Origin of the sequence: Moraxella sp. FZLJ2109, from assembly GCF_024296965.1 — a bacterium.
Classification (GTDB): domain Bacteria; phylum Pseudomonadota; class Gammaproteobacteria; order Pseudomonadales; family Moraxellaceae; genus Moraxella.
In genome coordinates, this window is sequence record NZ_CP101112.1 from 54,074 (window position 1) to 77,688 (window position 23,615).

Genomic DNA, 23,615 nt, shown 5'->3' on the forward strand with positions numbered 1-23,615 from the left:
TTGCAAGAGATGTTGCAACCGCTTTTTTAAACGGTCAGGCTTGCTTTTTAGATTTGCGACAGCGATTTAAAATAATCAACGACATCTGCGTTTTCTTTTTTATGATGATTATCCATCATCTCATCGTTAATTTTTAAAAGGAGTGGACGCAGTGTCTACATTTACCGATTATAAAGTAGCTGACATCAGCCTTGCCGACTTCGGTCGTAAAGAAATCCGCCTCGCCGAAACCGAAATGCCTGCTCTAATGGGTCTGCGTAAGCGTTATGCTGCCGCTCAGCCACTGGCTGGTGCCAAAATCGTCGGCTGTATCCATATGACCATTCAGACAGCCGTTTTGATTGAGACTTTGGTGGCATTGGGCGCTGAAGTTCGCTGGACTTCTTGCAACATCTTCTCAACCCAAGACCACGCCGCCGCTGCCATCGCCGCTGCTGGTATTCCTGTATTTGCTTGGAAAGGCGAAACCGAAGAAGAATACGAGTGGTGTCTAGAACAACAAATCCACCAAGACGGCAAACTGTGGGATGCCAACATCATCCTAGATGACGGTGGTGATTTGACCGCATTGATTCACGACAAATACCCACAAATGCTCGATAAAATCCACGGTATCTCTGAAGAGACCACCACAGGCGTACACCGCCTAATCGAGATGCTAGGCAATGGCACACTCAAAGTCCCTGCCATCAATGTCAATGATGCTGTCACCAAATCAAAAAATGACAACAAATACGGCTGCCGCCACTCACTAAACGACGCCATCAAGCGTGGTACAGATATGCTGCTATCAGGTCGCCGTGCATTGGTCATCGGCTACGGTGATGTGGGCAAAGGCTCAGCACAGTCTCTACGCCAAGAAGGCATGATCGTGCGTGTATCTGAGATTGACCCAATCTGTGCGATGCAAGCGTGCATGGACGGCTATGAAGTCGTCTCACCATTCGTCGGTGGCGACCAAGCCCAAGGCGTGAACACCGCCCTGCTCCAAGACACCGATTTGATCGTGACCACCACAGGTAACTATCATGTGTGCAATAGCGAGATGCTAAAAGCCCTAAAATCAACCGCTGTCGTGTGTAACATCGGTCACTTTGACACCGAGATTGACACTCAGTTCATGCGTGACAACTGGAAATGGGTAGAAGTCAAGCCACAAGTGCACCAAGTCTATCGCTCAGACAGCGATGATGACTATCTCATCCTACTGTCTGAAGGTCGCCTAGTGAACCTTGGCAATGCCACAGGTCACCCATCACGCATCATGGACGGCTCATTTGCCAACCAAGTACTGGCACAGATTCACCTGTATCAAGAAAAATTCGCTGATTTGCCTGCTGCTGACAAGCCAAGCAAAGTCTATGTCAAGGTACTGCCTAAGAAACTTGACGAAGAAGTGGCTGCTGCGATGGTTGCAGGCTTCAATGGCGTCATCACCAAACTTACCCAAAAACAAGCCGACTATATCGGCGTATCGGTTGATGGTCCATTTAAGTCAGATGAATACAAATACTGATTAGCAATATTTATAATAAATAGCCTTGGTTTACTTACCAAGGCTATTTATTATATTATTAAGTTATAATCAATCAAATCACCATACGATCACGCCCAGCAATCACCTGTCCTTGATAATGTTTCTTGGCAGACGCAATCCACTGCTCATCAGTAACAGGTTCTGGGCCGCCGATCAGATGGTTGAGCACCAAAGTTTTTACCCCTGCAGCCGCTGCAATCTTACCTGCGTCTTCAGCGGTCGTATGTTCACTCAAAAAATACTGGCGATGCGATTCGGGTATCACACCATTGCCACGAGCCAAAAGCATTTTCTCGATGCCGGGCCAGTACATTGCTTCATGCAGGAGTACATCCGTACCCTTGGCAAGTTGCACCAAATTCTTAGAATAACCCGTATCACCCGACAACACAATCGAGCGATCCGCCGTATCAAATCGCAATGCCAATGCCATCTCAAACTCACTATGCGGCACTTTGATCGCCGAGACTTTCACAGTATCATCCTGATGGATTATTACAGGTTTTTCAGAGATTTGCTGACTCAGATCAATCGCTCGTGCTTCAAATACAGATTCGATTGGCAAAAAGCGGCCACCGCGACCGCGGATGCGATAGTCTTCAGCAAATAACTGCTTAGCAGCAACCAAACTCTGTGCAATCGGCTCAGGACCATACACCCCAATCGGGCCCTTCACACCAGATGCCCAAGTCACATTCATGATCGCAGGCAAATCCATCATATGATCCGAATGATGGTGAGTCAGATACATATTTTGTAGTGTTTCAACTTCAATGCCCATTTCTGCCATGCGCTGCAAAGTACCATAACCAAAATCCACCAAGTGCATCTTACCATCAATCATAATTGCTTGCGAGGTCATCATACGAGTGACATTCATAATTGGCCCGCCTTGAGTACCAAATAGCACAAGCTTGGTGCCAACTCGCCATTTGCCTGCATCAACTGGCACAGGCTCAGAAAACTGTGGATTGGCAAATTCTTGTGCGGCAGCGCCTTTAGTCATACCTGCAAACATCGCTGTTAGTATTGTTGATTTTAATAGCGAGCGTCTTGAAATTGACATATTTATTATTCCTATTATTTGTTTTGATTAAAATAAAAAAACATATCCAATCATCAGTAGTGATGCAAATCTCATCATAACAAATCGCACATTGCAAGACATTAATTTTGATTTACTGTCTGGTCACCTCCATGCCTTTAGGCTTGATTATTGGTTCATAAAGAAATCTAGCTTGGAATTTACTAACATCTATTTGGCATTAACAAACTACCAAAAATCTGCTATAATTGAATAATTTTAACAAATTTGATAAATTCTCCAATTACTTGATTTATCATAAAAATTTTGAGAGCTGCCATGAGCCAAGACACCCTAAACCGCCTAGCCGCAATTGAACAATTATTAAATGAACTAAAAACTGATATCAAAAATCAACAGCCTATTACGCAGACCATCACCAAGCCTATCGAAGTGGTCAAGCCTGCACCAAAAGCGGTAAATACGACTACCAAAGTGCCATTTTCGTTTGAGTTCTTCCCTGCCAAGACTGACGAAGGTCAAGACAAGTTACTTAGCGTCTTTGATGAGCTGAACGCTCTGAACCCAAAATACTTCTCAGTTACCTATGGTGCTGGTGGCTCTACGCGTGAACGCACATTGGGCATCGTCAAGGCGCTCATCGAAAAAGGCAGCACACCAATCGCTCCACATATGTCATGTATCGGCGACACCAAATCACAAATCGGCGAGCTACTCGATTATTATAAAGCACTGGGCGTGGATCGTGTGGTGGCACTGCGTGGTGATTTGCCATCAGGTCAGGTCGGCTATGGCGAGTTGCCTTATGCGCTGGATTTGGTCAAATACATTCGTGAACACAGTGCCGATCACTTCTCCATCAAAGTTGCCGCCTATCCTGAGATGCATCCACAGGCGCGTAATTTTGAAGCAGATATTGATAATCTGGTTGCCAAATATCATGCTGGTGCAAACGAAGCCATTACCCAATTCTTCTACAATCCTGACAGCTATCTGTTCTTGCGTGACCGCTTGGCAAAAAAAGGCGTGCATCAAGATGACTTCCCAATCATCGCAGGTATCATGCCAATCACCAATGCATCAAACCTAATCCGCTTTGCAGATGGCTGTGGTGCCGATGTCCCACGCTATATCCGCAAACAGCTTGCTGACTATGGTGATGACAAAAAATCCATCCGCCAATTTGGCTTTGATATCGTGCATCAGCTGTGCGAACGCTTGATTAGTGAAGGCGTGCCAAGCTTGCATTTTTATAGCATGAACCACACCGAGCCAAACAAAGCCTTGGTCGAAAGCTTAGGATTAATTTAATTTATCCAAAAACCGTCCATGAGTTGATGCCAGTTTATATGAGTATTGACTCATTACGGTTTTTAATTTTTCTTAGCATTTATTGATGAATCATGTCCAGATTTTTTATTGATACGCCTTTATCCACGACGCTCATCGGTCAAAGCATCACGCTACCAGATGGCGTCTATCATCATTGGTGCAAGGTTTTGCGTGCCAAAGTGGGCGACACTGCGGTGCTATTTGATGGTACAGGTGGTGAATATACGGCAGAATTGATTAGTATTGATAAAAAATCAGCACAAGCAATCATTCATGCCTACGACCCCATCAATCGCACACCACCCTTTGCAGTCAGTATTGGGCTTGTAATGAGTCGTGGCGATCGCATGGATTATGCCATCCAAAAAGCGTGCGAGATGGGCGTACATCAGATTCAGCTACTCACAAGCGAACGCTGTCAAGCTCATCTAAAATATGAGCGAGATTTTAAGAAAATTGAGCACTGGCAAGGCGTGGCAATCGCCGCTTGTGAACAATGCGGATTGAACATCATTCCAAAGATTATCCCGCCTGTTGCTCTCGAAACTTGGGTGGCAGATTGTACAGCTAATCTAAAACTGGTATTGGCACTATCAGATGGCAAGCCAAGCTTTACCAGCCCCTTGCCTGACACCATCGCCCTACTTATCGGCGCTGAAGGCGGTCTATCCCCGACCGAGATTGACTTTGCCATCGAGCATGGCTTTGTACCTTGGACGATTGGCGAGCGAGTACTACGCACCGAGACTGCCCCTGTGGTGGCTTTGACAGCACTGCATATGATTCATGAATTGGGTTAATTGGCTGTCAATTTGCTATTTTAAATGATATTTAATTGGTTAAAAATTCATAAAATACCATCCAATTTTTCACTCATTCACCATAAATCTGCTGCCACATCGACAGCATCTGTACGCTTTTGGCGACATCATGCACACGAACGATGCTTGCACCTTGTTGCACCGCCAATAGCGACATCCCTGCACCGATGATGTCTCGATCATGTGGCTGATGGTTTTGTAGGCTATCCAGTCCGGTACGCTGCAAAATCTCACCCAAAAACCGCTTACGAGACACACCAAACAACATCGGCAAATCAAAATGGCGAATAAAAGTATCAAGCTGCGTCATCAGCACCTTGTGATGCTCATAAGTTTTGGCAAAGCCCATACCAACATCAATCACCAACTGCTCACGAGCCACCCCAGCTGACACCGCCCGCTCAATGCTGTGCGACAGCTCGTCGATGACTTCACGGATGACATCAGTATATACCGCCAACTCATCCATCGTATCAGGCTCACCGCGGCTGTGCATCAGCACCACAGGCACACCAAGCTTGGCCGCCATCTGCACCGCCCCATCTCGTCGCAGTGCTCGCACATCATTGATGATGTCTGCGCCCGATTCGATACCTGCTTGCATCACCGCAGGATTGCTGGTATCAAGCGACAGCCAAATCTCATCGCCGAACGCCGAGCGAATCGCCTGCACCACAGGGACGACACGGCGAAGCTCTTCATCTGTGCCAACTGCGGTCGCATTGGGGCGTGTCGATTCGCCGCCGATATCGATGATATGCACGCCATCAGCGATCATCGATTCGGCATGAGCAAGTGCCCGATCCACCCCATGATAGCGTGAGCATGAATCTGGCGTGACATTTAAGATTCCCATCACCTTGGGCGTGGATAGCTCCAAAATCTTACCGTGTGCGTATAGCTGTCTGATTACTCGCTGTGACATAAAAAACTCACTTCATCCCAAAAATGCCTTATAATAGCATAAGTTGCAGTTTAAGTGACACATTCGATGGTAAGTGGTACACCAAAATTCCCCATCATCATCCCATGCGGTCGCTTGCTGATTAATTGGTTAAAATTTATTTATAATAATATTTATCATAAGGATAAAATTTGCAATATTTTGACAGACATGAAGGTGGCGACAATGCCATCTTGGTTCACCTAGATATCCATCAAATCATCGATCCTGATGATTTAGAAGAGTTTCGCCTGCTTGTACATTCAGCTGGGGCAAACGAAATCGAAATCATCACAGGCAGCCGTAGTAAGCCACACGCCAAATACTTCGTCGGTACAGGTAAAGCCGATGAAATCGCCGATGCCGTGCGTCGCTTCCGTGAGAGTACGGATGACGAAAAAGGTGATGTGGTGGTGATTTTTAATCACACACTCACCCCAAGCCAAGAACGCAATCTTGAAAAAATCCTAAAATGTCGTGTGCTTGACCGTACAGGGTTAATCCTTGATATTTTTGCTCAGCGTGCTCGCACTTATGAAGGTAAATTACAAGTAGAATTAGCACAGCTTAACCATCTAGCGACTCGGCTGGTGCGCGGCTGGACACACCTTGAACGCCAAAAAGGTGGTATCGGTCTGCGTGGTCCGGGTGAAACTCAGCTAGAAACTGACCGCCGATTGCTGCAAATCCGTGTCAGTCAGCTCAAAGCCAAGCTCGATAAAGTCAAGCAAACTCGTGCCCAAGGTCGTGCCAAACGCCAAAAGTCCGAAATCCCTACCGTCTCATTGGTCGGCTATACCAACGCTGGCAAGTCCACACTCTTTAACCGTCTAGCCGATGACAACATCTATGCAGCCGATCAGCTATTTGCCACCCTTGATCCGACACTTCGCCGTGTCAAATGGCCTGGTGTCGGTAATGTCGTACTGGCGGATACCGTCGGCTTTGTACGTCATCTACCGCATGAGCTGGTCGAAAGCTTTCATGCAACACTCGAAGAGACGCTTGAAGCCGATCTGCTACTACACGTCATCGATACCGCCAGCGAAGATCGCCATGAGCAGATCGCCGCGGTCAATGATGTACTCGCCCAAATCAAAGCCGATGCACCGATTTTACTTGTGCATAACAAAATCGACAAAAGCGGCGAACCACCTGCCATCTATTATCAAGATCATGGTGTGCCGCATCGCGTCTATGTCTCCGCTCGTGAAAATCTAGGCATCGATCAGCTGATGATCGCCGTACAAGAGCTGCTCTCAGGCGAACTCAAAGAGTTTACACTCACCCTGCCTTATCATGCTGGCGGACTCAAAAACACCCTGCACGGTCTGGGTGTCATCACGGGCAATAGCTATGATGAGATGGGCAAAGAAGTACTACAAGTGCTACTTGCACCCAGCAAGCTACAGCAGCTACTCGGTCAATACGCACTGGATGCTGATGAAGTCCTACCAAAAGCTCAGGCGGATAGCCTAAAACCAGTGCTTGAGCCTTTTGAGGTGGTGCTACAAAATAATATCACAAATGAAAATAGCGAACATTTAGATGAAGAACTTGACCCATTTTGTCGATAATGGGTAAACTGTCAAAATACGCTAATTACTTGTATTTATTAGAGTTTACAGGTGTAACCCAATCAATAATGGCGAAATTTTGGTACATAATCGCCCAACAAGGATGAAGTATGAAACTACCCGTGCACTCAGGTAAATTTTGGCTTGGTATGCTCGCCACCATCATCATCGTCGTAGCGGTGCGTGAGCTCGCCTTGGTGGTTTGTACCTATTTTGGTATGCCAACTGCGGCAAATATCGTGGGCTTGGTCAGCTTATTTATCGCACTGATTGGTATGCGTATGACGATTGGGCTGCCTGAGTGGCTCAGCTACTCATCGAGCGTGCTACTGGTGGATAGCGGTTTTGCATTTTTGCCGGTGTCGGCCGGTGCCGGGATATTGTTGTTTGGGCTTGGGTCGGATTTATTACCTGTGTCGGCAGTGATTATCATCAGTACGCTGATTCCGCTGTGGGCATTTGCCAAGCTCTCAGCAGCATGGCTCAAAGGCTCTGAACAGGATAAGGAGTAAGCCATGCCACAGATTGACAGTACCACCATCATCATTGCCTTTATTGTGACACTGATTGCTCATATCAGCGCCAAATATGTACTTCGCTATCTGAATCGCTACATTCGTGGCGTACCGATGATTATCATCGCCATCGTGATTACGCTGATTTTGCTGCTGATTATTCAGTTGGACTATGCCACTTATTATGCCAATGCCAAGCCTGTATTTGACCGCTTGCTGGGCTATAGTACCGTGCTACTTGCCGTGCCACTGGCTGGGATGGATTTTAAGGGACTACCTGTCAAAAAACTCTCCATCATCGTCGTACTTGCAAGTCTCGTTGGTGCCATCGTGCCAATGTCACTCAGCTATCTGTTTGCACTCAATATGGACACCATCTTGGCATTTGCCACTCGCTCAGTGACGACACCTGTCGGTCTATCAGTCGCCCAAATCATCGAAGCACCGCTGGTGATGGCAAATCTGATTATCATCGTCTCAGGTATCTTAGGTGCAGGGATGTGTCGTATCTTATTTCGCAATATCAAAGATGAACGCGCACAAGGTTTGGCACTTGGCTTAGTGGCACACGCCATCGGCACAGTCGAAGCATGGACCATCAGTCCGACGGCTGGTCGCTATGCCGCCTTTGGACTTGCCATCAATGGGCTGGTAACCGCTGTATGGTTGCCGATGGCGGTGCTGTGGTGGCTTGGCTAAAACAGTATTTGGACACCGATCACATCTCAATCATCAGTATCAATTTTCAGATTTACCACTTTTACTTAAAGAAAAAAATAACCACGATATAAGAATCGTGGTTATTTTTATGTCTATTTAGCCTTATTCATCATCAGATGCCATCGCCATGATTTGCTCACTGATAGCAACGGTATTAAAGCCTGCATCAACGAACAGGATTTCGCCTGTCACACCACTTGCCCAAGGCGATAGTAGGAATAAGGCGGCATTGCCCACTTCTTCTTGGCTGACATTGCGTTGTAGCGGTGCGATTTTTTCGCTGACATCGAGCATACGACGGAATGATTTGATACCGCTGGCTGCTAGGGTGCGGATTGGGCCTGCACTGATGGCATTGACACGGATGCCTTCACCACCCAGTGATGATGCTAGGTAGCGTACTGATGCTTCTAGGCTGGCTTTTGCCATACCCATGACATTGTAGTTCGGCAGTACTGAGATGCTACCTTCGTAGGTCAGGGTCAATAGCGAACCTTGACGCGCAGCAAGCAGCTCACGACCCGCCTTGGCTAGTGCCACAAAGCTGTAGCTTGAGATGTCGTGGGCGATTTGACTGCCTTCACGCGTGGTCGCATTGGTAAAATCACCATCTAGCTGATCTGCTGGCGCAAAGCCAATGGCGTGTACGATGCCATTGACACCGCGATCATCGCCATTGCCCCAGTGTTTAGCCACTTCGGCAAAGCACGCTTCGATAGAGGCATCTGATGCGACATCACACTCAATCACTGCAGTGGCATTGAACGCTTCGGCTGCCATATCGACACGCTTTTTGATTTTCTCATTTGGATAAGTCAAAATCAGCTCTGCGCCTTCGCGGTGCAAGCTCTCAGCAATCGCCCAAGCGATAGATAGTTTACTGGCGATACCAGTCACAACAAAACGCTGACCTTTTAGTAGCATAATTTTTGTCCTTTGTTTGGATAAAATTGATAAATTGGCGGTATTATAGCACGGTTTTTGAAATTGTGCAGTAAAATTAGTACAAATGTAAACTTAATATCACACTCACACACCCGCCCAATCACCACACCCAAGCTTGTGATAAATTTCTCCAAAAATCGCAATAAATCCCAATAAAGGCTTTAAAAAATTGCCGTTTTGCGTTAAGCTATGTTGTTTTCATTCATTATTCATCAAAAACCATGTCAAATTCTGATACCGTAAACTTTACACCCGATTTTGAAGTCCTATCTGAACATTATGCCAAGATTATCAGTGCATCAGGCGAAGATTTGAGCCGTGATGGTCTGCTTGATACGCCGATGCGCGCCGCCAAAGCATTTGGCTACTTGACTCGTGGTTATCATCAAGACCTTGCAACTGTGGCTAATGATGCGGTGTTTGACTCGGATAATCCCGAATTGGTACTGGTGCAAAATATCGAATTTTATTCGCTGTGCGAACATCATCTGTTGCCATTTTATGGCGTGGCTCATGTCGGCTACCTACCCAATGGTAAGGTGCTCGGTCTATCAAAAGTCGCACGCATCGTCGATATGTACGCGCGTCGCCTACAAATCCAAGAAAACCTAACCAAGCAAGTCGCTACCGCCATCGAAGAGCTGACAGGCTGTCGTGGTGTTGCCGTGGTGATGGATGCCAGCCATATGTGCATGATGATGCGTGGTGTCGGTAAGCAACAATCCACCACCCGCACAACGAGTATGCTAGGTGAATTTGTCAGCAATCACGATGCTCGTCGTGAATTTTTGGAAGCTGTACCAAAAAGAATGCCTGCGTTTGGGTGATGAAACAAGGTTTAATTAGAGTTCTTTTTGTTGTTTTTACCGAACGCAAAGATACTTTTCGTATCATCACCGCTTTCTTCCCAAGTAATCAGCAAATAAGGAGTTATCAAAATGCCACAAAGTATTAACTTCGAACGCTATAAAAAATTTGAATTTTACAGAAGCTAAACTCGCAATTAATAATCCTATGATTAAAAAGTTACAAGACAATGCCAAAATCGAGCATCTGTACTGGATGATGATGTTCTTCAATGGATTAACACCCAAGATCCCACTACCATTCGCCATATCAACGAAGTGATTCATCACTTTATGGCAATTAAAATGGCATAAATCATTAACAAAAAGGATAAAGTTTTTTGGCTTTATCCTTTTTTATAATCAATCATTCAATCACTCTTGCTTTTTCACTGACTTCAGCCGCTCAAATCGTTTGAGTTTTTTCAATTTCTTAAGCCGTGCCACACGCGCAAACACCCCAAACCATCGCCCCATCTGCGAATAGCTGGTCGCCGCCGCCAAGATGATCACGATCGGCAAGAGCATCGACCAATAGCCATAGTACCGATATGACACCACGGCGACAAAGCTACCACCAAAAAACGCCCACCATAGCCCGCTGTGTAGCACCACTTTGGCGACATCGACCTTACGCCCAACTAGCCAATTCCCCACAGTCGCACCCAGATCCGATGTCGTCCCTGTCAAATGCGTCGTACGAATCACCGCGCCGCCGTAGGTCGCCACCATCGAGTTTTGTAGCCCACACGCCATGGCGATCATCATCTGCCCAAAGTAATTATCATGCACATACAATGCCAAGCTTAGGCACAGCAGCAGCACTTCAAGATACATTGCATAGCCATAGTGCCGATTGATTTTCAGCTCGCTTGAGCCGATAATCATGCCTGATAGTACAGAACCGAACCAAAACGCCAAAATCGAAATCAAAAATAGGCGCATATTTGCCCAGTCACCATCAAGCACACTTAGGGCAAATTGGCTGACATTGCCCGTCACATGCGATGCCGACACATGAGTAAAGCCCATCAGCGCCGTAGTATTCAGCATACCAGCACAAAAAGCCAACACCACCGCACCCCACAGCACCCACGCTGGGATGGTATCACCCATGATTTTCATCACATCCCCATGTCTATTTCATGAAAAATGACCCAAAAGTATATTTTAGCACCGAATGATAAAAAGCACAAAATCCATACAGACTTTGTGCTTAATCATGCAGATTAATTTTAAACAATTATTAATTTAAAATTATTTAAACTCTACAAAATCCACATCCACTTTCATGCGTTTGGTTGGTAGATACTCGACATCCAGCTCACCGACGATGGTGATGATGTCATTGGCTGTCACAGTGCGACCTTGCCAATCTTCATTGTCAATCTCCACAATGACTGCGCCTGTCGCATCGACGAATTCATATTTTTCATCGCCTAATGCCTTGGTGATTTTACCTGTCAAGCGCACCATGCTCTCATCACGAAGATTGGCAAGGCTTGCAACTGTAGTCGGCGCGCCTGCGACAGCTTGGCTGTTGATCGCAGCTTGTGGGTTAATCACAGCAGATTGGACAGACTTTGTCGCGGCTGCCACCTGCGTAGTCGATGTGGTGCAAGCAGCCAATGCAGTAGCAGTGATGATGGTAGCAATTAGGGCAAATTTTTTCATAAGAAACTCTTTTTTTAGGTTGGTGTAATTTTAGCTCAATAAAATCTGATTAAAAACTACCATCAGTGTAGCACAAAACGGCAGTGTCAATGGGTTAAATTTTCCAATCACTAAGTTTATACAAACTTATCATATACGCTTATTATGATCGGCGACTTGAATGCGTATATTTCATCATAATAAGCTTAAATCAACCTTAAAAAACTTAAAAAATATCCAAAATTTTCAGCATAAAAATCCCTGCCTATAGATCTGTAGCGTTTTTGTGAGTAAATGGTTTCTTTGTGTAGAAATGCCTGTTTTATCATTGAGTTTGGTTTATAATATGGCTAAATTTTAACCGATCATGTTGATCTTTTTTATTTGAGTGTTGAATATGTCACAAACTTCTGCCAGCGTCATCCGCTTAGAGCAAGCGGTTGCAAAAAAAGATTTTGAAGCATCTTGCAATGAACTACTTGCCATCTTGGGCAGTCTTGATAATCAGTTCGGCGGCATTCACCAAATCGAATGCAACTACCCACAACAGCTAAATTTCTCAGAAAAAGAGCGTGTGGTGCATTTTGCAACTCGTGTTGCATCGGCGGTGACTGAGCTGTTTGATGCCAAAAACAACTTTAGCATCACCGATGGTGGCTTTAACCGTTTTATGACTTTGCATCGTTGGTTGGGTCTGATTTTTGCAAGCTCACCATACATCAATGCTGACCACATCCTAAAAACCTATGACGCTAATCCAAATCCAAATCCAGAGCGTCCGCTTGAGATTCATCTATCAAATAATCTAGAAGCTGTTAAGCGTTTTTGCATCCTATACACCATGGAATCTAATATTCCGCTAAACCTTGATGTTATGTGGAATCTTAACCCATCACTGTGTGCATCGCTATGCTTCGCCCTACAATCACCACGCTTTATCGGTACGGATGCTGCATTCAATAAGCGTGCCGCCATCCTAAAATGGTTCCCAGAAAAGCTAAAAACCTTTGAAAATCTAAACACCCTACCATCAGCCATCAGCCACGATGTCTATATGCATTGCAGCTATGATGTCGATGCTGACAAGCACCGTGTCAAAGAGTCTTTGAATGCTGTGATTCGTAAGCACCTGCTATCTAGCGGCTGGTCAGATCGCGATGTCTCCAAGATCGATCGCACCAATGGCAAGCCTGTGATGTTCGTCGTGCTTGAGCATTTCCATTCAGCACACTCCATCTATCGCACGCATTCTACATCGATGATCGCTGCCCGTGAGCTATTCCACCTTGTTGGCTTTGGTGGTGAAGCTGTGGATCAAGCAGGCCGTGATGTTTTTGATGAGTTCCATCTGCTTGACCAAAACAGCATTTTTGATAAGCTAAACGCCATCAAAGACTATGCTGATAAGCTTGAGCCTGCTGTGCTATATATGCCAAGCATCGGCATGGATTTGACCACGATTTTCCTAAGCAATACCCAAATCGCACCAATCCAAAGTGTCGCACTGGGTCATCCGGGCACGACGCACTCGCCATTTATTGACTATGTCATCGTCGAAGATGATTATGTCGGCTCAGAAGACTGCTTTAGCGAAACACTACTTCGCCTACCAAAAGATGCGCTACCGTATGTGCCATCAGCACTAGCGCCAAACTCAGTCGAGTATCGCCTGCGTGAAAATCCTGAAGTGGTGAATATCGGTATCGCTTCAACCACAATGAAGCTAAACCCATATTTCCTAAAAGCACTACAAACCATCCGTGACCGCGCCAAAGTCAAAGTACACTTCCACTTTGCTCTAGGTCAGTCATCAGGTATCACCCATCCGTATGTCGAGCGTTTTATCAAGTCATATCTAGGTGATAGTGCAACAGCACATCCACACACCCCATATCATCAATATCTAGGTATCCTACATCAGTGTGATATGATGGTGAACCCATTCCCATTTGGCAATACCAACGGTATCATTGATATGGTAACACTAGGCTTGGTGGGCGTCTGCAAGACCGGCCCTGAAGTACATGAACACATCGACGAAGGTCTATTTGGTCGTCTAGGACTACCTGAATGGCTCATCGCCAATACTGCTGATGAGTATGTCGAGCGTGCCATCCGCCTAGCCGAAAACCACGAAGAGCGTCTGGCGCTACGCCGTCATATCATCGAAAATAACGGCTTATCAACGCTATTTACCGGCAATCCAAAACCGATGGGCGAAGTATTGCTTGCCAAAGTCGCTGAAAAAGGTCTATTGGGTGATGAAAAGCCTGCAGCGAAAAAAACAGCCGCTAGAAAACCTGCAGCAAAAAAAGCAACCACAGTCAAAGCTACAGATGCCAAGCCTGTGGCAAAAAAACCAGCAGCGAAAAAACCTGCTACCAAAGCCGCTGCCAAGCCTGCAGCCAAAACCACCACGCGTAAACCTACTGCCAAAAAAGACAGCTAATACGCGCGCATAAAAAACAGCCTTGCACTAAGTGACAAGGCTGTTTTTTATTGGTAATTCAATCAGAATATTCAATGACGGTTTACAATATCAGTCGGCTTGCTTGGGTGATTTGACCAAATCCGATTTTTGTAAAATAAACTCCACCAAGGCACGCACCGCAGGCACCGCACCGCGATTTTTATAATAAATGATGTACAAAGGCACGCCATCAATCTGCCATTCGGGTAGTACGCGCAGCCAGTCAGCTTGCCATGCATTATCAAACAGCGGCAGCATTCCGATACCGACACCGTCGCCGACCATATTGCCTGCCAAATTATTATCGTTGCAAATAAAGCGATTCTTAGCATCGATCAAAATGCTACTGTCCTTATGGTGAAACAGCCACGGCACACCATCGTATTTATGGATCAGCTGATGACCATACAGCTCATTGGGCGTACTCGGCATACCCATGCGTGCGATGTAGTCGGCACTGGCGAACAACCCAAATTCAATGTTGAACAGCTTACGCGCGATGACATTGTCATTATCCACCGAGCCGACACGCAGCGAAATATCGATGCCATCTTGGATCATATTTACCTTACGATTATCAACTTGTACCTCAAGCTGAACATCAGGATACAAGCGCAAAAATTCCGCCAAATGATGCATCAAAAACCCGCGACACACTTCAGTCGATACAGACAAGCGGATCAAACCACTGGGCGATTGCAAATTATCCTGCACATCATCAATGGCAAGCTGTGCGGCTTTAAGCATTTCTTGGGCATGATGATAAAAGCGTGTGCCAAGCTCGTTGAGCACCACGCCACGCCTGCCGCGATCCATCAGCGTCGTGCCAAGGCTGTTTTCCAGATCGGTCAGATGGCGACTTAGGTGCGATTTTGGCACATCGAGCAGCTCGGATGCCTTGGTCAGACTGCCCGCCTGCACCACAGAGACAAACAGTCGCATATCATTTAGGTCAATTTTCTGGATAGGTTTTGGCATCGTTTCACTCACTCAATCCCATGCTTTATCTTAAAGCTTTATCATTGATTTGCAGGATAAATTTGTTTCATATTTGCAACTTTAGATTGTTATTTTACATCTTATTCTATTTTTTGCAACCTGTATAATACACATTCATGGAGATTACTCTGAAACACCAAAGTCATTATAAGACTTTTTAACCATTAAATTTTAAGGAAACTTACCATGTCAAAACCTTATGTTCGTTTAGACAAAAACAATGCAGCCATGTTATTGGTTGACCATCAAACAGGTCTTTTATCACTGGTGCGTGATATTGACCCAGACAAATTTAAAAACAATGTATTAGCAACGGCAGATTTGGCAAAATATTTTGGCTTGCCAACGATTTTGACCACTTCATTTGAAGAAGGCCCAAATGGCCCGCTTGTGCCTGAACTAAAAGAAATGTTCCCAGATGCACCATATATCGCTCGCCCAGGTCAAATCAATGCGTGGGATAATGAAGAGTTTTTGGCAGCCGTTAAAGCCACTGGCAAAAAGCAATTAATTATCGCAGGTGTAGTGACTGAAGTTTGTGTGGCATTCCCTGCACTTTCAGCGATTGAAGAAGGGTTTGATGTGTTTGTGATTACTGATGCGTCAGGTACATTTAACCAAATGACCCGTGATGCTGCGTGGGATCGCATGAGCCAAGCAGGTGTTCAATTAATGACTTGGTTCGGTGCTGCGTGTGAATTACACCGTGATTGGCGTAATGACATTGAAGGTTTGGGTACATTATTCTCAAATCACATCCCTGACTATCGCAATTTGATTAACAGTTATACAACACTTACCCAAAAATAAGTAATTCGTATCAATTTTGTAAATAAATAGAAAAGATGGCTTAAAAGGTGACTATGTTTGTCATCTTTTCTTTTATAATAGTTGGATTTATTCCAACAGGATTTTACAATGTCCAACATCGCCTTGATTATCGGCAGTCTTAGCCAAAATTCTCTAAATCGCAAAATCGCCAATCATATTGTGGGTCATTTGCCAAGCGATTTGACGGTAGAAGAAGTTGTCATTGCTGATTTACCACTTTATACCCAAGATTTGGATCAAGATAACATTGCAAGCTATGAGCGTGTCCGCAAGCAAATTCAATCAGCCACAGCCGTTTTAATTGTTTCGCCCGAGCATAACCGCAGCATCCCTGCCGCCATGAAAAATGTTTTGGATATCGCATCTCGTCCAAACGGTCAAAACCTATGGGCAAATAAAAAAGTGGCGGTTGTGACAGCTTCCCCAGGTTCGTATGGCGGAATTAATTCAGGTTTGCATCTGCGTCAAAGCCTACAAGCGGTCGGTGCGGATGTTTTTCGCTCGCCTGAAGTGTATTTAAGCCAAGCCCATACTGCCTTGAATGAACAAGGGCAAGTCGCCAATGAGCGTACCAGTCAATTTTTAATTAAATTTGCCACGGCGTTTGCCGAGTGGGTGCAATAAGCTTTATTCATCAATTAATTTTTTACCAATACAAGGATATCCTATGAAACTTTATTATATGGCTGGGGCGTGTTCACTCGTACCGCATACTGCACTGGTATGGACAGGTACAGCCTTTGAAGCTCAAGCAATGAAACTTGCCGATACTAAAACACCTGAATATTTAGCCTTAAATCCACAAGGGGCTGTGCCTTTATTGGTCGATGGTGAGTTTGTCTTATCGCAAAATGTGGCTATTTTAAGCTATTTAGATGAAAAATTCCCAGAAGCTAAACTATTTGGTAGTCGTACGGCTGAGGGTCGTGCAACGGCAATGCGTTGGCTAACTTTTTTAAATGGTGATGTGCATAAAGCCTTCTCACCATTATTCCATTTACCTGATTATGTACAAGATGAAGGGTTTAAAGCCGATATGCAAACTCATGCACGCAGTGAAATTTTGCGTATGCTGGCTCAAGCCAATACTCGCCTTGGGGCACAAGCGTATTTAGCTGATGATATTTCAGTGGCTGATGTCTATTTATTTGTGCTACTTCGTTGGTGTCGTGGTCTAAAAATTGACTACAGTTCATTGGAAAACTTAGTGGCGTTTTATGAGCGTATCAGTGACAATGTTGGCTTAAAAACAGCCATGGCAGAAGAAGGCATTCATGCCTAAAAAGGGATAAATCATGACAGATACAAGCTATACCGTCATTGATAATAAAGAGCTGAGCCGTTTTGAAATTCATGTCGATGGCTTTATCGCCTTTGAAGATTATGAGCTGTTTGATGGCGGAATTGCCTACACCCATACCGAAGTGCCTAAAGAATTAGGCGGTCGTGGCATTGCTAAATTTTTAATCAAAACCATTTTAGATGATGCTGCCGCCAAAGGCCTAAAGGTTAAACCTATTTGTCCAATGGTGCGTGCATTTATTGAAAAAAATCCAGAATATCAGGCAAATACGGTCGATTATCCATAATAGTCTGCATCATTGACCAAGGTGTAGTTTTGGTTTTGGATGCTATGGTAGTTTGGTGGATAATGCGAAGTAGATCATGGTTATTTTTTAAGTAAAGTTTTTAGGAATTTTTTATGAGCGTTGATAAATATACCGCCACGACCAAAGATGTCGGTGGCATTCCTGTGGCTCGCCTGCTACCACAAGCGCGCCGCAAGACCGTTGGCGCGTGGTGCTTTTTGGACCATGCCGGTTCAGATGAACTAAAATTTGCCGATGATTCAGATGGCTTACAAGTCGGTCTACATCCACACGTCAATCTTCAGACCTTCACTTGGATGCTTCAAGGCGAAGTATGGCACCAAGACAGCCTTGGCAATCGTCAGCTGATTCGCCCAAAGCAAGTCAATCTAATGACCGCAGGCACAGGCAACCACACAGGCATCAGCCACACCGAACAAACCCCTGACGGCATCAAAGACCTACACGCCGTACAGCTATGGATTGCCCTGCCCATGGATCAGGACATCAAACCAAGCTTTGAGCATTATCCACAGCTACCGACTTGGAGCCGTGATGGTGTGAATTATATCTTAACAACAGGCAGTTATCACGGACATACAGCACCAACCGCACAGTACAGTCCGCTACTGGGTGTGGATATGCAGTTCACCCAAGATGGCAGCTTTGAGATCGAAGAAGTCGCAGGCTTTGAATATGGTTTTCTGGTCATCAAAGGCGAGCTTGTCATCAATGGCAAACGCTATGGCCAAGATGAGCTGGTGGTATTATCCGACTGCACCAATGCGACAGATACGCTTGAATTATCAGCCACTCAAGGCACGCACATCATGCTGCTTGGCGGTGAGCCACTGCCACATCCGACCTACATCTGGTGGAACTTCGTCGCAGATAACATCGACGATCTTAAGCGCGCGGTGAGTGATTGGAATGCAGGTCATGAGCGATTCGGCACGATTAACCTAGATGGTACGCAGCTTCGTAGATTGGTTGCGCCTGAAATACCTGATACGCTACAATCTTAAGTAAATCTACAATGCGATAACTGAGTTTATCGCATTTTTTATTGCGCTATTTTTATGATAGGATTTTTGCAGCACAACTTTTATTGCATTATCATTACCAAAAATAGCCGATTAAGTTGCAAATATGAAACTTATAGTTGCAATTATCCCTGTTTTATTCTTATCTTAGCAACCCCATAATAGCGCCATCATATTAATCATCTAAGGGTTTTGCAATGAAACAAGTTCTAAAAATCTATCCAGCACCACAAAAACATTGGGTCGGTGATGGCTTTCATGTTCACGGTATGTTCAATTATCAAGAAACGCACAAAAATCTTGATCCATTCTTATTGATGGACTATGCATCACCGCAGCATTTTGCACCCAATCACAGCAGCCATCATCGCGGCGTGGGCGAGCATCCACACCGTGGCTTTGAGACTGTCACCATCGCTTATCAGGGTGAAGTGGCGCACAAAGACTCAGCAGGCGGCGGTGGCATCATCGGTACAGGCGATGTACAGTGGATGACCGCGGGCAGCGGACTGATGCACGAAGAATTTCATTCAGAGAAATTCTCAGAAACTGGTGGTGATTTTGAGATGGTGCAGCTGTGGGTGAACCTACCTGCCAAAGATAAAATGACGCCGCCAAAATACCAGGCCATCACCAATGATGACATTCCTGTTGTTGATTTGGATGGTCAAGGGGTGGCGCGTCTGATTGCAGGTGATTTAAGTGACACCAAAGGCGCAGCAAGCACTTTCACTCCGATCAACCTATGGGATGTACGCCTAAATGCAGGTGGCAAGTATGAATTCACCATTCCAGAAAGCCATAATCTACTGCTACTGGTGCAAGATGGCACGGTGCAAATCAACGGCGACAACATCGCGCACCCTGCCGAGCTTGTGACCTTTGCCAAAGGTGGTGATCGCGTGATGCTAGAAGCCAATAACGCCGCCAAAGTGCTGGTGCTATCAGGCGAACCGATCAACGAGCCAATCGTTGGCTACGGTCCGTTTGTGATGAATTCTCGCGAAGAAATCATCCAAGCCATGCAAGATGTCCAAAGCGGTAAATTTGGTCAGATCGTACAATAAGCCACCCAAATTATCCTAATGAAAATCACGCCAGATCTACACATTTGGCGTGATTTTTTTATGGCTTCATTTTCAAATCAATTTACCAAAAGCCCACAACATTCCCCCAATTTGAATAAAATTCATGCTAAAATGAGAAGTTTTCATTATTACTTTTTATTTGGTAACGCTATCCATGTCCACCGCTTATAAACACCGCCAAACTGCCAAAAATATTTTAGATTATGATAAATATTGGGCAAGTTGTTTTGAACCTGCACCATTTTTACCCATGTCCAAAGCAGAAATGGATATGCTTGGTTGGGATAGTTGCGATTTTATTTTAGTGTGTGGTGATGCCTATATTGACCACCCATCATTTTGTTCAGGGGTGATTGGACGCACGCTTGAAGCACAAGGTTTTCGTGTTGGCATTATTGCCCAGCCCGATTGGACATCTGCTGATGCGTTTAAAGTGCTTGGCAAACCAAACATTGCCTTTGGTGTTACCGCAGGCAATATGGACAGTATGATTAACCGCTATACGGCTGACCGCAAAATCCGTTCTGATGATGCCTATTCCCCTGATAATGTGCCAAATAAACGCCCTGACCGTGCAGCGACGGTGTATTGTCAGCGTTGCCGTGAAGCCTTTGGCGATGTGCCGATTATTTTAGGGGGAATTGAAGGCAGTCTGCGCCGTATCGCCCATTATGATTATTGGTCAGATAAAGTGCGTCGCTCCATTTTAATGGACGCAAAACCTGATATTTTGGTTTATGGTAATGGTGAGCGTGCAATTATTGAAATCATGCACCGCTTGGCTCGTGGTGAAACTATCAAAACGATTGTCGATGTGCGTGGTACAGCATTTATTTTAAATAAATCTAATCGCCATCTTAAAAAAGATTTTATTGAAATTGCCAGTAATGATGTAGATACGATTGGGCGAGTTGACCCAATTATCAATCCTTATGTGATGATGGAAGATATTGCCGATTGTGAAATTGAGCAAAATAAAACAGAACAATATCAAAACTTTAACAAAGATGTGGTCGAAAATCCAATCGTAAAAGCAGGTGATGATTTGCCAAGTGATACGCAAATTGTCAGTCTGCAACCCTCAAAAGCCATTAAACACAAATTACCACCACGAGAACTCGCAGTCATTCGTATGCCAAGTTTTGAACAAGTGGCAAATGACCGTGTGATGTATGCCCATGCCAATCGTATTTTGCACCTAGAAACCAACCCTGGGAATGCTCGTGCATTGGTGCAACGTCATGGCGATAGAGATGTTTGGCTAAATCCACCAGCAATTCCACTCACCACCGAAGAGATGGATTATATTTTTGATTTGCCTTATGCTCGCTTGCCACATCCAAGCTATGGTAATGCTCGTTTCCCTGCTTTTGATATGATTAAGTTTTCGGTCAATATTATGCGGGGTTGTTTTGGGGGCTGTACCTTCTGTTCCATTACCGAACACGAAGGGCGAATTATCCAAAATCGTTCGGAAGAATCCATTTTAAGAGAAGTGGAAAAAATCCGTGATACCGCACCAAATTTTACAGGCATTATTTCTGACCTTGGGGGGCCAACAGCGAATATGTATCGCTTGCATTGCAAGGACCCTGAAATTGAAAAAAATTGCCGTAAACCATCGTGTGTTTACCCAGGTGTGTGTCAAAATCTGCATACTGACCATGCTCCACTGACCCAACTTTATCGTAAAGCACGTGAAATCCGCGGCATTAAAAAGATTTTGATTGGTTCAGGGTTGCGTTATGATTTGGCGGTGTTAAATCCTGAATATGTCAAAGAATTGGTTACGCATCATGTAGGCGGATATCTAAAAATTGCACCAGAGCATACTGAAGCAAACCCTTTATCTAAAATGATGAAACCGGGGATTGGTACTTATGACCGCTTTAAACAGATGTTTGACCGTTTTAGTAAAGAAGCAGGTAAAGAACAATATTTGATTCCTTATTTTATCGCTGCTCACCCCGGAACCAGCGATTATGATATGATGAATTTGGCAATTTGGCTCAAAAAAAATGGTTTCCGTGCTGACCAAGTGCAAACCTTTTATCCAAGTCCAATGGCAACCGCAACGACCATGTATTATTCAGGGAAAAATCCGCTAGCGAAAGTCTCTCGCACCAGTGAAGATGTGGATATTGTCAAAGGTGAGAAACGTCGCCGCCTGCATAAAGCCTTTTTGCGTTATCATGACCCCAATAATTGGGAATTGTTACGAACAGCCTTAAAAGAAATGGGGCGATCGGATTTAATTGGCAATAGTAAACAGCATTTAATTCCAACTTATCAACCTGCTGGCACAGGCAGCTATCAATCAGCTCGTAAAAAGAACTCCAGTGCCAATGGTGATAGCATCAAGCGGACAGGCAACGCCGCTACAAAAGGTGCAAAAAGCCAAAATCATGGCAACTCGCAACACCGTCAACCACCCAAAGGGCGAGTGCTGACCCAGCATACTGGACTGCCACCACGCAAGACAGGTGAGCACAAGACTCGTAAAAGCAAATAATGCTGGCTAAAGGCTAAATAATGACGGCGTGTGGATGTTTTTTGCGGTTGTATCGCTTGCTGGCGTGGCTTGGCCTGATGGCTTGGTGGACAGCTACTGCTTTGGTGGCGTATTCACTCATCACTTATCAAGTTGGCGTCTTGGGTCATGCCATCTTTTTGGGGCTGTTTTTTGGTTTTGGTGTGGTGAGTGGCAAATTAGCCCTACTTTATCACACCAAACTAAAATACATCGGCTTTGTGGTGCTACTGATTGCCTTTTTGGTCGCATTAGTGGCAATATCAGCTGAACATCATCGGCTGTTTATAGAAGGTCTACCGCTGTTTGATTAATTTTTTTTCAAAATCATTAGGAGATTTTATGAAACTTCCCATCATCATCACTTTGGGCTGTCTATTAACTGCCTGTGTCAGCGGTCAAACACCTGACCATGCTCAAAACAGCCAAACCAAACCCGCCCCAGCCCAAAACTTTCGCTTTAGCGATGCAGAAAATTTTGACATTGCCAACGAAAACAAATTGGCTTGGCGTGTGTTTTATGACAAGCCATCTACAGGTCCAGATGCAGCGTGGTTTGATGCAGTCAAACGCGGCGATTTGCCAACCGTCAAATACATGGTACAAAACGGTCAAAACATTGAAGCCAAAGATGTCGGCAGTCTTGAGCAGACGGCGCTGGGCTGGGCGGCATTTATCGGCTATGAAGACATGGTGGATTATTTAATCGCTCAAGGCGCTGACCTATACGCCACCGACACGGGCGATGTGTATAATGTCATGAAATCGGCAGTACTGGGCAAAAATACCAACATCGTCAAAAAAGTCCACCAACAACTAAACGCCAAACAACCTGTGGATCTCAATGATCAAAGTGTTGAAAGCGATGGTGAAACTTTGGTGATGGTCGCCGCCAGTAACAACCGCCTTGAAACCGTCAAATATTTGGCGGCCCAAGGGGCAAATCTAAACTTGGTCGCCACCACCGATGACCCAAAAATGGGCTCATACAACCAATCCGCCTACTCTTATGCGTGTACCCGTGGTCATGTTGAAATGCAACAGCTACTGGCAAGCCTTGGTGCCATCAACCACCGAACTGGCAAGGCAAGCTGTCAATAAAGCTTAAAACCGCTGTAATGCATCGCAGCGG

General features: G+C 45.1%; 23 protein-coding genes. 17 read left to right on the plus strand and 6 right to left on the minus strand.

Translation table 11 applies throughout. The annotated features are described in order from the left end of the window. Positions 1-142 precede the first annotated feature (142 nt). Entirely contained in the window at positions 143-1,516 is a 1,374-nt protein-coding gene (gene ahcY / locus NKU06_RS00280; protein WP_253223819.1) for an adenosylhomocysteinase, read from the plus strand. A 73-nt stretch (positions 1,517-1,589) separates the two neighbouring features. Here the strand turns inward: ahcY and NKU06_RS00285 are convergent, their stop codons facing one another. Next, positions 1,590-2,603, minus strand: coding sequence for an MBL fold metallo-hydrolase (locus tag NKU06_RS00285; protein WP_254731450.1), 1,014 nt, complete (start codon positions 2,601-2,603; stop codon positions 1,590-1,592). 297 nt (positions 2,604-2,900) lie between these two features. Here NKU06_RS00285 and metF point away from each other — a divergent pair, with 297 nt between their 5' ends. Both metF and NKU06_RS00295 read left to right on the plus strand, forming a co-directional pair. Continuing rightward, the gene (gene metF / locus NKU06_RS00290; protein WP_254731453.1) at positions 2,901-3,893 is read left to right on the plus strand and encodes a methylenetetrahydrofolate reductase [NAD(P)H]; all 993 of its coding nucleotides are present in this window, start codon (positions 2,901-2,903) and stop codon (positions 3,891-3,893) included. Positions 3,894-3,985: 92 nt separating this feature from the next. Then, positions 3,986-4,714, plus strand: a complete 729-nt coding sequence (locus tag NKU06_RS00295; protein WP_254731456.1) for a 16S rRNA (uracil(1498)-N(3))-methyltransferase — start codon at positions 3,986-3,988, stop codon at positions 4,712-4,714. A 73-nt stretch (positions 4,715-4,787) separates the two neighbouring features. On the opposite strand, the gene folP is transcribed toward NKU06_RS00295, so the two are convergent. Continuing rightward, on the minus strand, positions 4,788-5,660 hold the full coding sequence (gene folP / locus NKU06_RS00300; RefSeq protein WP_254731459.1) for a dihydropteroate synthase: 873 nt from the start codon (positions 5,658-5,660) through the stop codon (positions 4,788-4,790). A 170-nt stretch (positions 5,661-5,830) separates the two neighbouring features. Here folP and hflX point away from each other — a divergent pair, with 170 nt between their 5' ends. From hflX to NKU06_RS00315, 3 genes are all read left to right on the plus strand, one after another. Then, positions 5,831-7,255, plus strand: a complete 1,425-nt coding sequence (gene hflX, locus NKU06_RS00305; protein ID WP_254731462.1) for a ribosome rescue GTPase HflX — start codon at positions 5,831-5,833, stop codon at positions 7,253-7,255. A gap of 110 nt (positions 7,256-7,365) precedes the next feature. Next, positions 7,366-7,767, plus strand: coding sequence for a CidA/LrgA family protein (locus NKU06_RS00310; RefSeq protein ID WP_253223824.1), 402 nt, complete (start codon positions 7,366-7,368; stop codon positions 7,765-7,767). Positions 7,768-7,770: 3 nt separating this feature from the next. Then, the gene (locus NKU06_RS00315) at positions 7,771-8,469 is read left to right on the plus strand and encodes an LrgB family protein (protein ID WP_078253160.1); all 699 of its coding nucleotides are present in this window, start codon (positions 7,771-7,773) and stop codon (positions 8,467-8,469) included. A 123-nt stretch (positions 8,470-8,592) separates the two neighbouring features. On the opposite strand, the gene NKU06_RS00320 is transcribed toward NKU06_RS00315, so the two are convergent. Next, a complete protein-coding gene (locus NKU06_RS00320; RefSeq protein WP_254731465.1) occupies positions 8,593-9,414 on the minus strand; it encodes an enoyl-ACP reductase in 822 nt (273 codons plus the stop codon). Between the two features lie 242 nt (positions 9,415-9,656). Here NKU06_RS00320 and folE point away from each other — a divergent pair, with 242 nt between their 5' ends. Continuing rightward, complete coding sequence (gene folE / locus NKU06_RS00325; RefSeq protein WP_253223826.1) at positions 9,657-10,262, plus strand: GTP cyclohydrolase I FolE; 606 nt, start codon at positions 9,657-9,659, stop codon at positions 10,260-10,262. A gap of 393 nt (positions 10,263-10,655) precedes the next feature. Here folE and NKU06_RS00330 read toward each other — a convergent pair whose 3' ends face one another. After that, positions 10,656-11,405, minus strand: coding sequence for a YoaK family protein (locus tag NKU06_RS00330; protein ID WP_253223827.1), 750 nt, complete (start codon positions 11,403-11,405; stop codon positions 10,656-10,658). A gap of 132 nt (positions 11,406-11,537) precedes the next feature. Continuing rightward, positions 11,538-11,954: a NirD/YgiW/YdeI family stress tolerance protein gene (locus tag NKU06_RS00335; protein ID WP_254731467.1), complete on the minus strand. Its 417-nt coding sequence runs from the start codon at positions 11,952-11,954 to the stop codon at positions 11,538-11,540. Positions 11,955-12,330: 376 nt separating this feature from the next. Between NKU06_RS00335 and NKU06_RS00340 the strand changes: the two genes are divergently transcribed. Beyond that, the gene (locus NKU06_RS00340) at positions 12,331-14,382 is read left to right on the plus strand and encodes a hypothetical protein (protein WP_254731469.1); all 2,052 of its coding nucleotides are present in this window, start codon (positions 12,331-12,333) and stop codon (positions 14,380-14,382) included. Positions 14,383-14,472: 90 nt separating this feature from the next. On the opposite strand, the gene NKU06_RS00345 is transcribed toward NKU06_RS00340, so the two are convergent. Further along, positions 14,473-15,381 (minus strand): LysR family transcriptional regulator, encoded by a 909-nt coding sequence (locus NKU06_RS00345; RefSeq protein ID WP_254731471.1) that lies wholly within the window; start codon positions 15,379-15,381, stop codon positions 14,473-14,475. A gap of 207 nt (positions 15,382-15,588) precedes the next feature. Here NKU06_RS00345 and ycaC point away from each other — a divergent pair, with 207 nt between their 5' ends. The 9 genes from ycaC to NKU06_RS00390 all read left to right on the plus strand — a co-directional run bounded on the left by ycaC (position 15,589) and on the right by NKU06_RS00390 (position 23,584). Beyond that, positions 15,589-16,212, plus strand: a complete 624-nt coding sequence (gene ycaC / locus NKU06_RS00350) for an isochorismate family cysteine hydrolase YcaC (protein ID WP_254731473.1) — start codon at positions 15,589-15,591, stop codon at positions 16,210-16,212. A gap of 108 nt (positions 16,213-16,320) precedes the next feature. Continuing rightward, positions 16,321-16,857, plus strand: coding sequence for an NADPH-dependent FMN reductase (locus NKU06_RS00355; protein ID WP_254731475.1), 537 nt, complete (start codon positions 16,321-16,323; stop codon positions 16,855-16,857). 43 nt (positions 16,858-16,900) lie between these two features. After that, positions 16,901-17,515 carry a glutathione S-transferase family protein gene (locus NKU06_RS00360; RefSeq protein ID WP_254731477.1) on the plus strand — a complete coding sequence of 205 codons (615 nt, stop codon included), beginning with the start codon at positions 16,901-16,903 and terminating at the stop codon, positions 17,513-17,515. A 13-nt stretch (positions 17,516-17,528) separates the two neighbouring features. Then, positions 17,529-17,822, plus strand: coding sequence for a GNAT family N-acetyltransferase (locus NKU06_RS00365; RefSeq protein WP_254731479.1), 294 nt, complete (start codon positions 17,529-17,531; stop codon positions 17,820-17,822). 113 nt (positions 17,823-17,935) lie between these two features. After that, positions 17,936-18,847: a pirin family protein gene (locus NKU06_RS00370; protein WP_254731481.1), complete on the plus strand. Its 912-nt coding sequence runs from the start codon at positions 17,936-17,938 to the stop codon at positions 18,845-18,847. A gap of 215 nt (positions 18,848-19,062) precedes the next feature. Beyond that, positions 19,063-19,932, plus strand: coding sequence for a pirin family protein (locus NKU06_RS00375; RefSeq protein WP_254731483.1), 870 nt, complete (start codon positions 19,063-19,065; stop codon positions 19,930-19,932). Positions 19,933-20,107: 175 nt separating this feature from the next. Continuing rightward, the gene (locus NKU06_RS00380) at positions 20,108-22,465 is read left to right on the plus strand and encodes a YgiQ family radical SAM protein (RefSeq protein ID WP_254731485.1); all 2,358 of its coding nucleotides are present in this window, start codon (positions 20,108-20,110) and stop codon (positions 22,463-22,465) included. A 20-nt stretch (positions 22,466-22,485) separates the two neighbouring features. Next, entirely contained in the window at positions 22,486-22,797 is a 312-nt protein-coding gene (locus tag NKU06_RS00385; RefSeq protein ID WP_254731487.1) for a hypothetical protein, read from the plus strand. A 28-nt stretch (positions 22,798-22,825) separates the two neighbouring features. Further along, complete coding sequence (locus NKU06_RS00390) at positions 22,826-23,584, plus strand: ankyrin repeat domain-containing protein (protein WP_254731489.1); 759 nt, start codon at positions 22,826-22,828, stop codon at positions 23,582-23,584. The last annotated feature ends 31 nt before the right edge of the window (positions 23,585-23,615 follow it).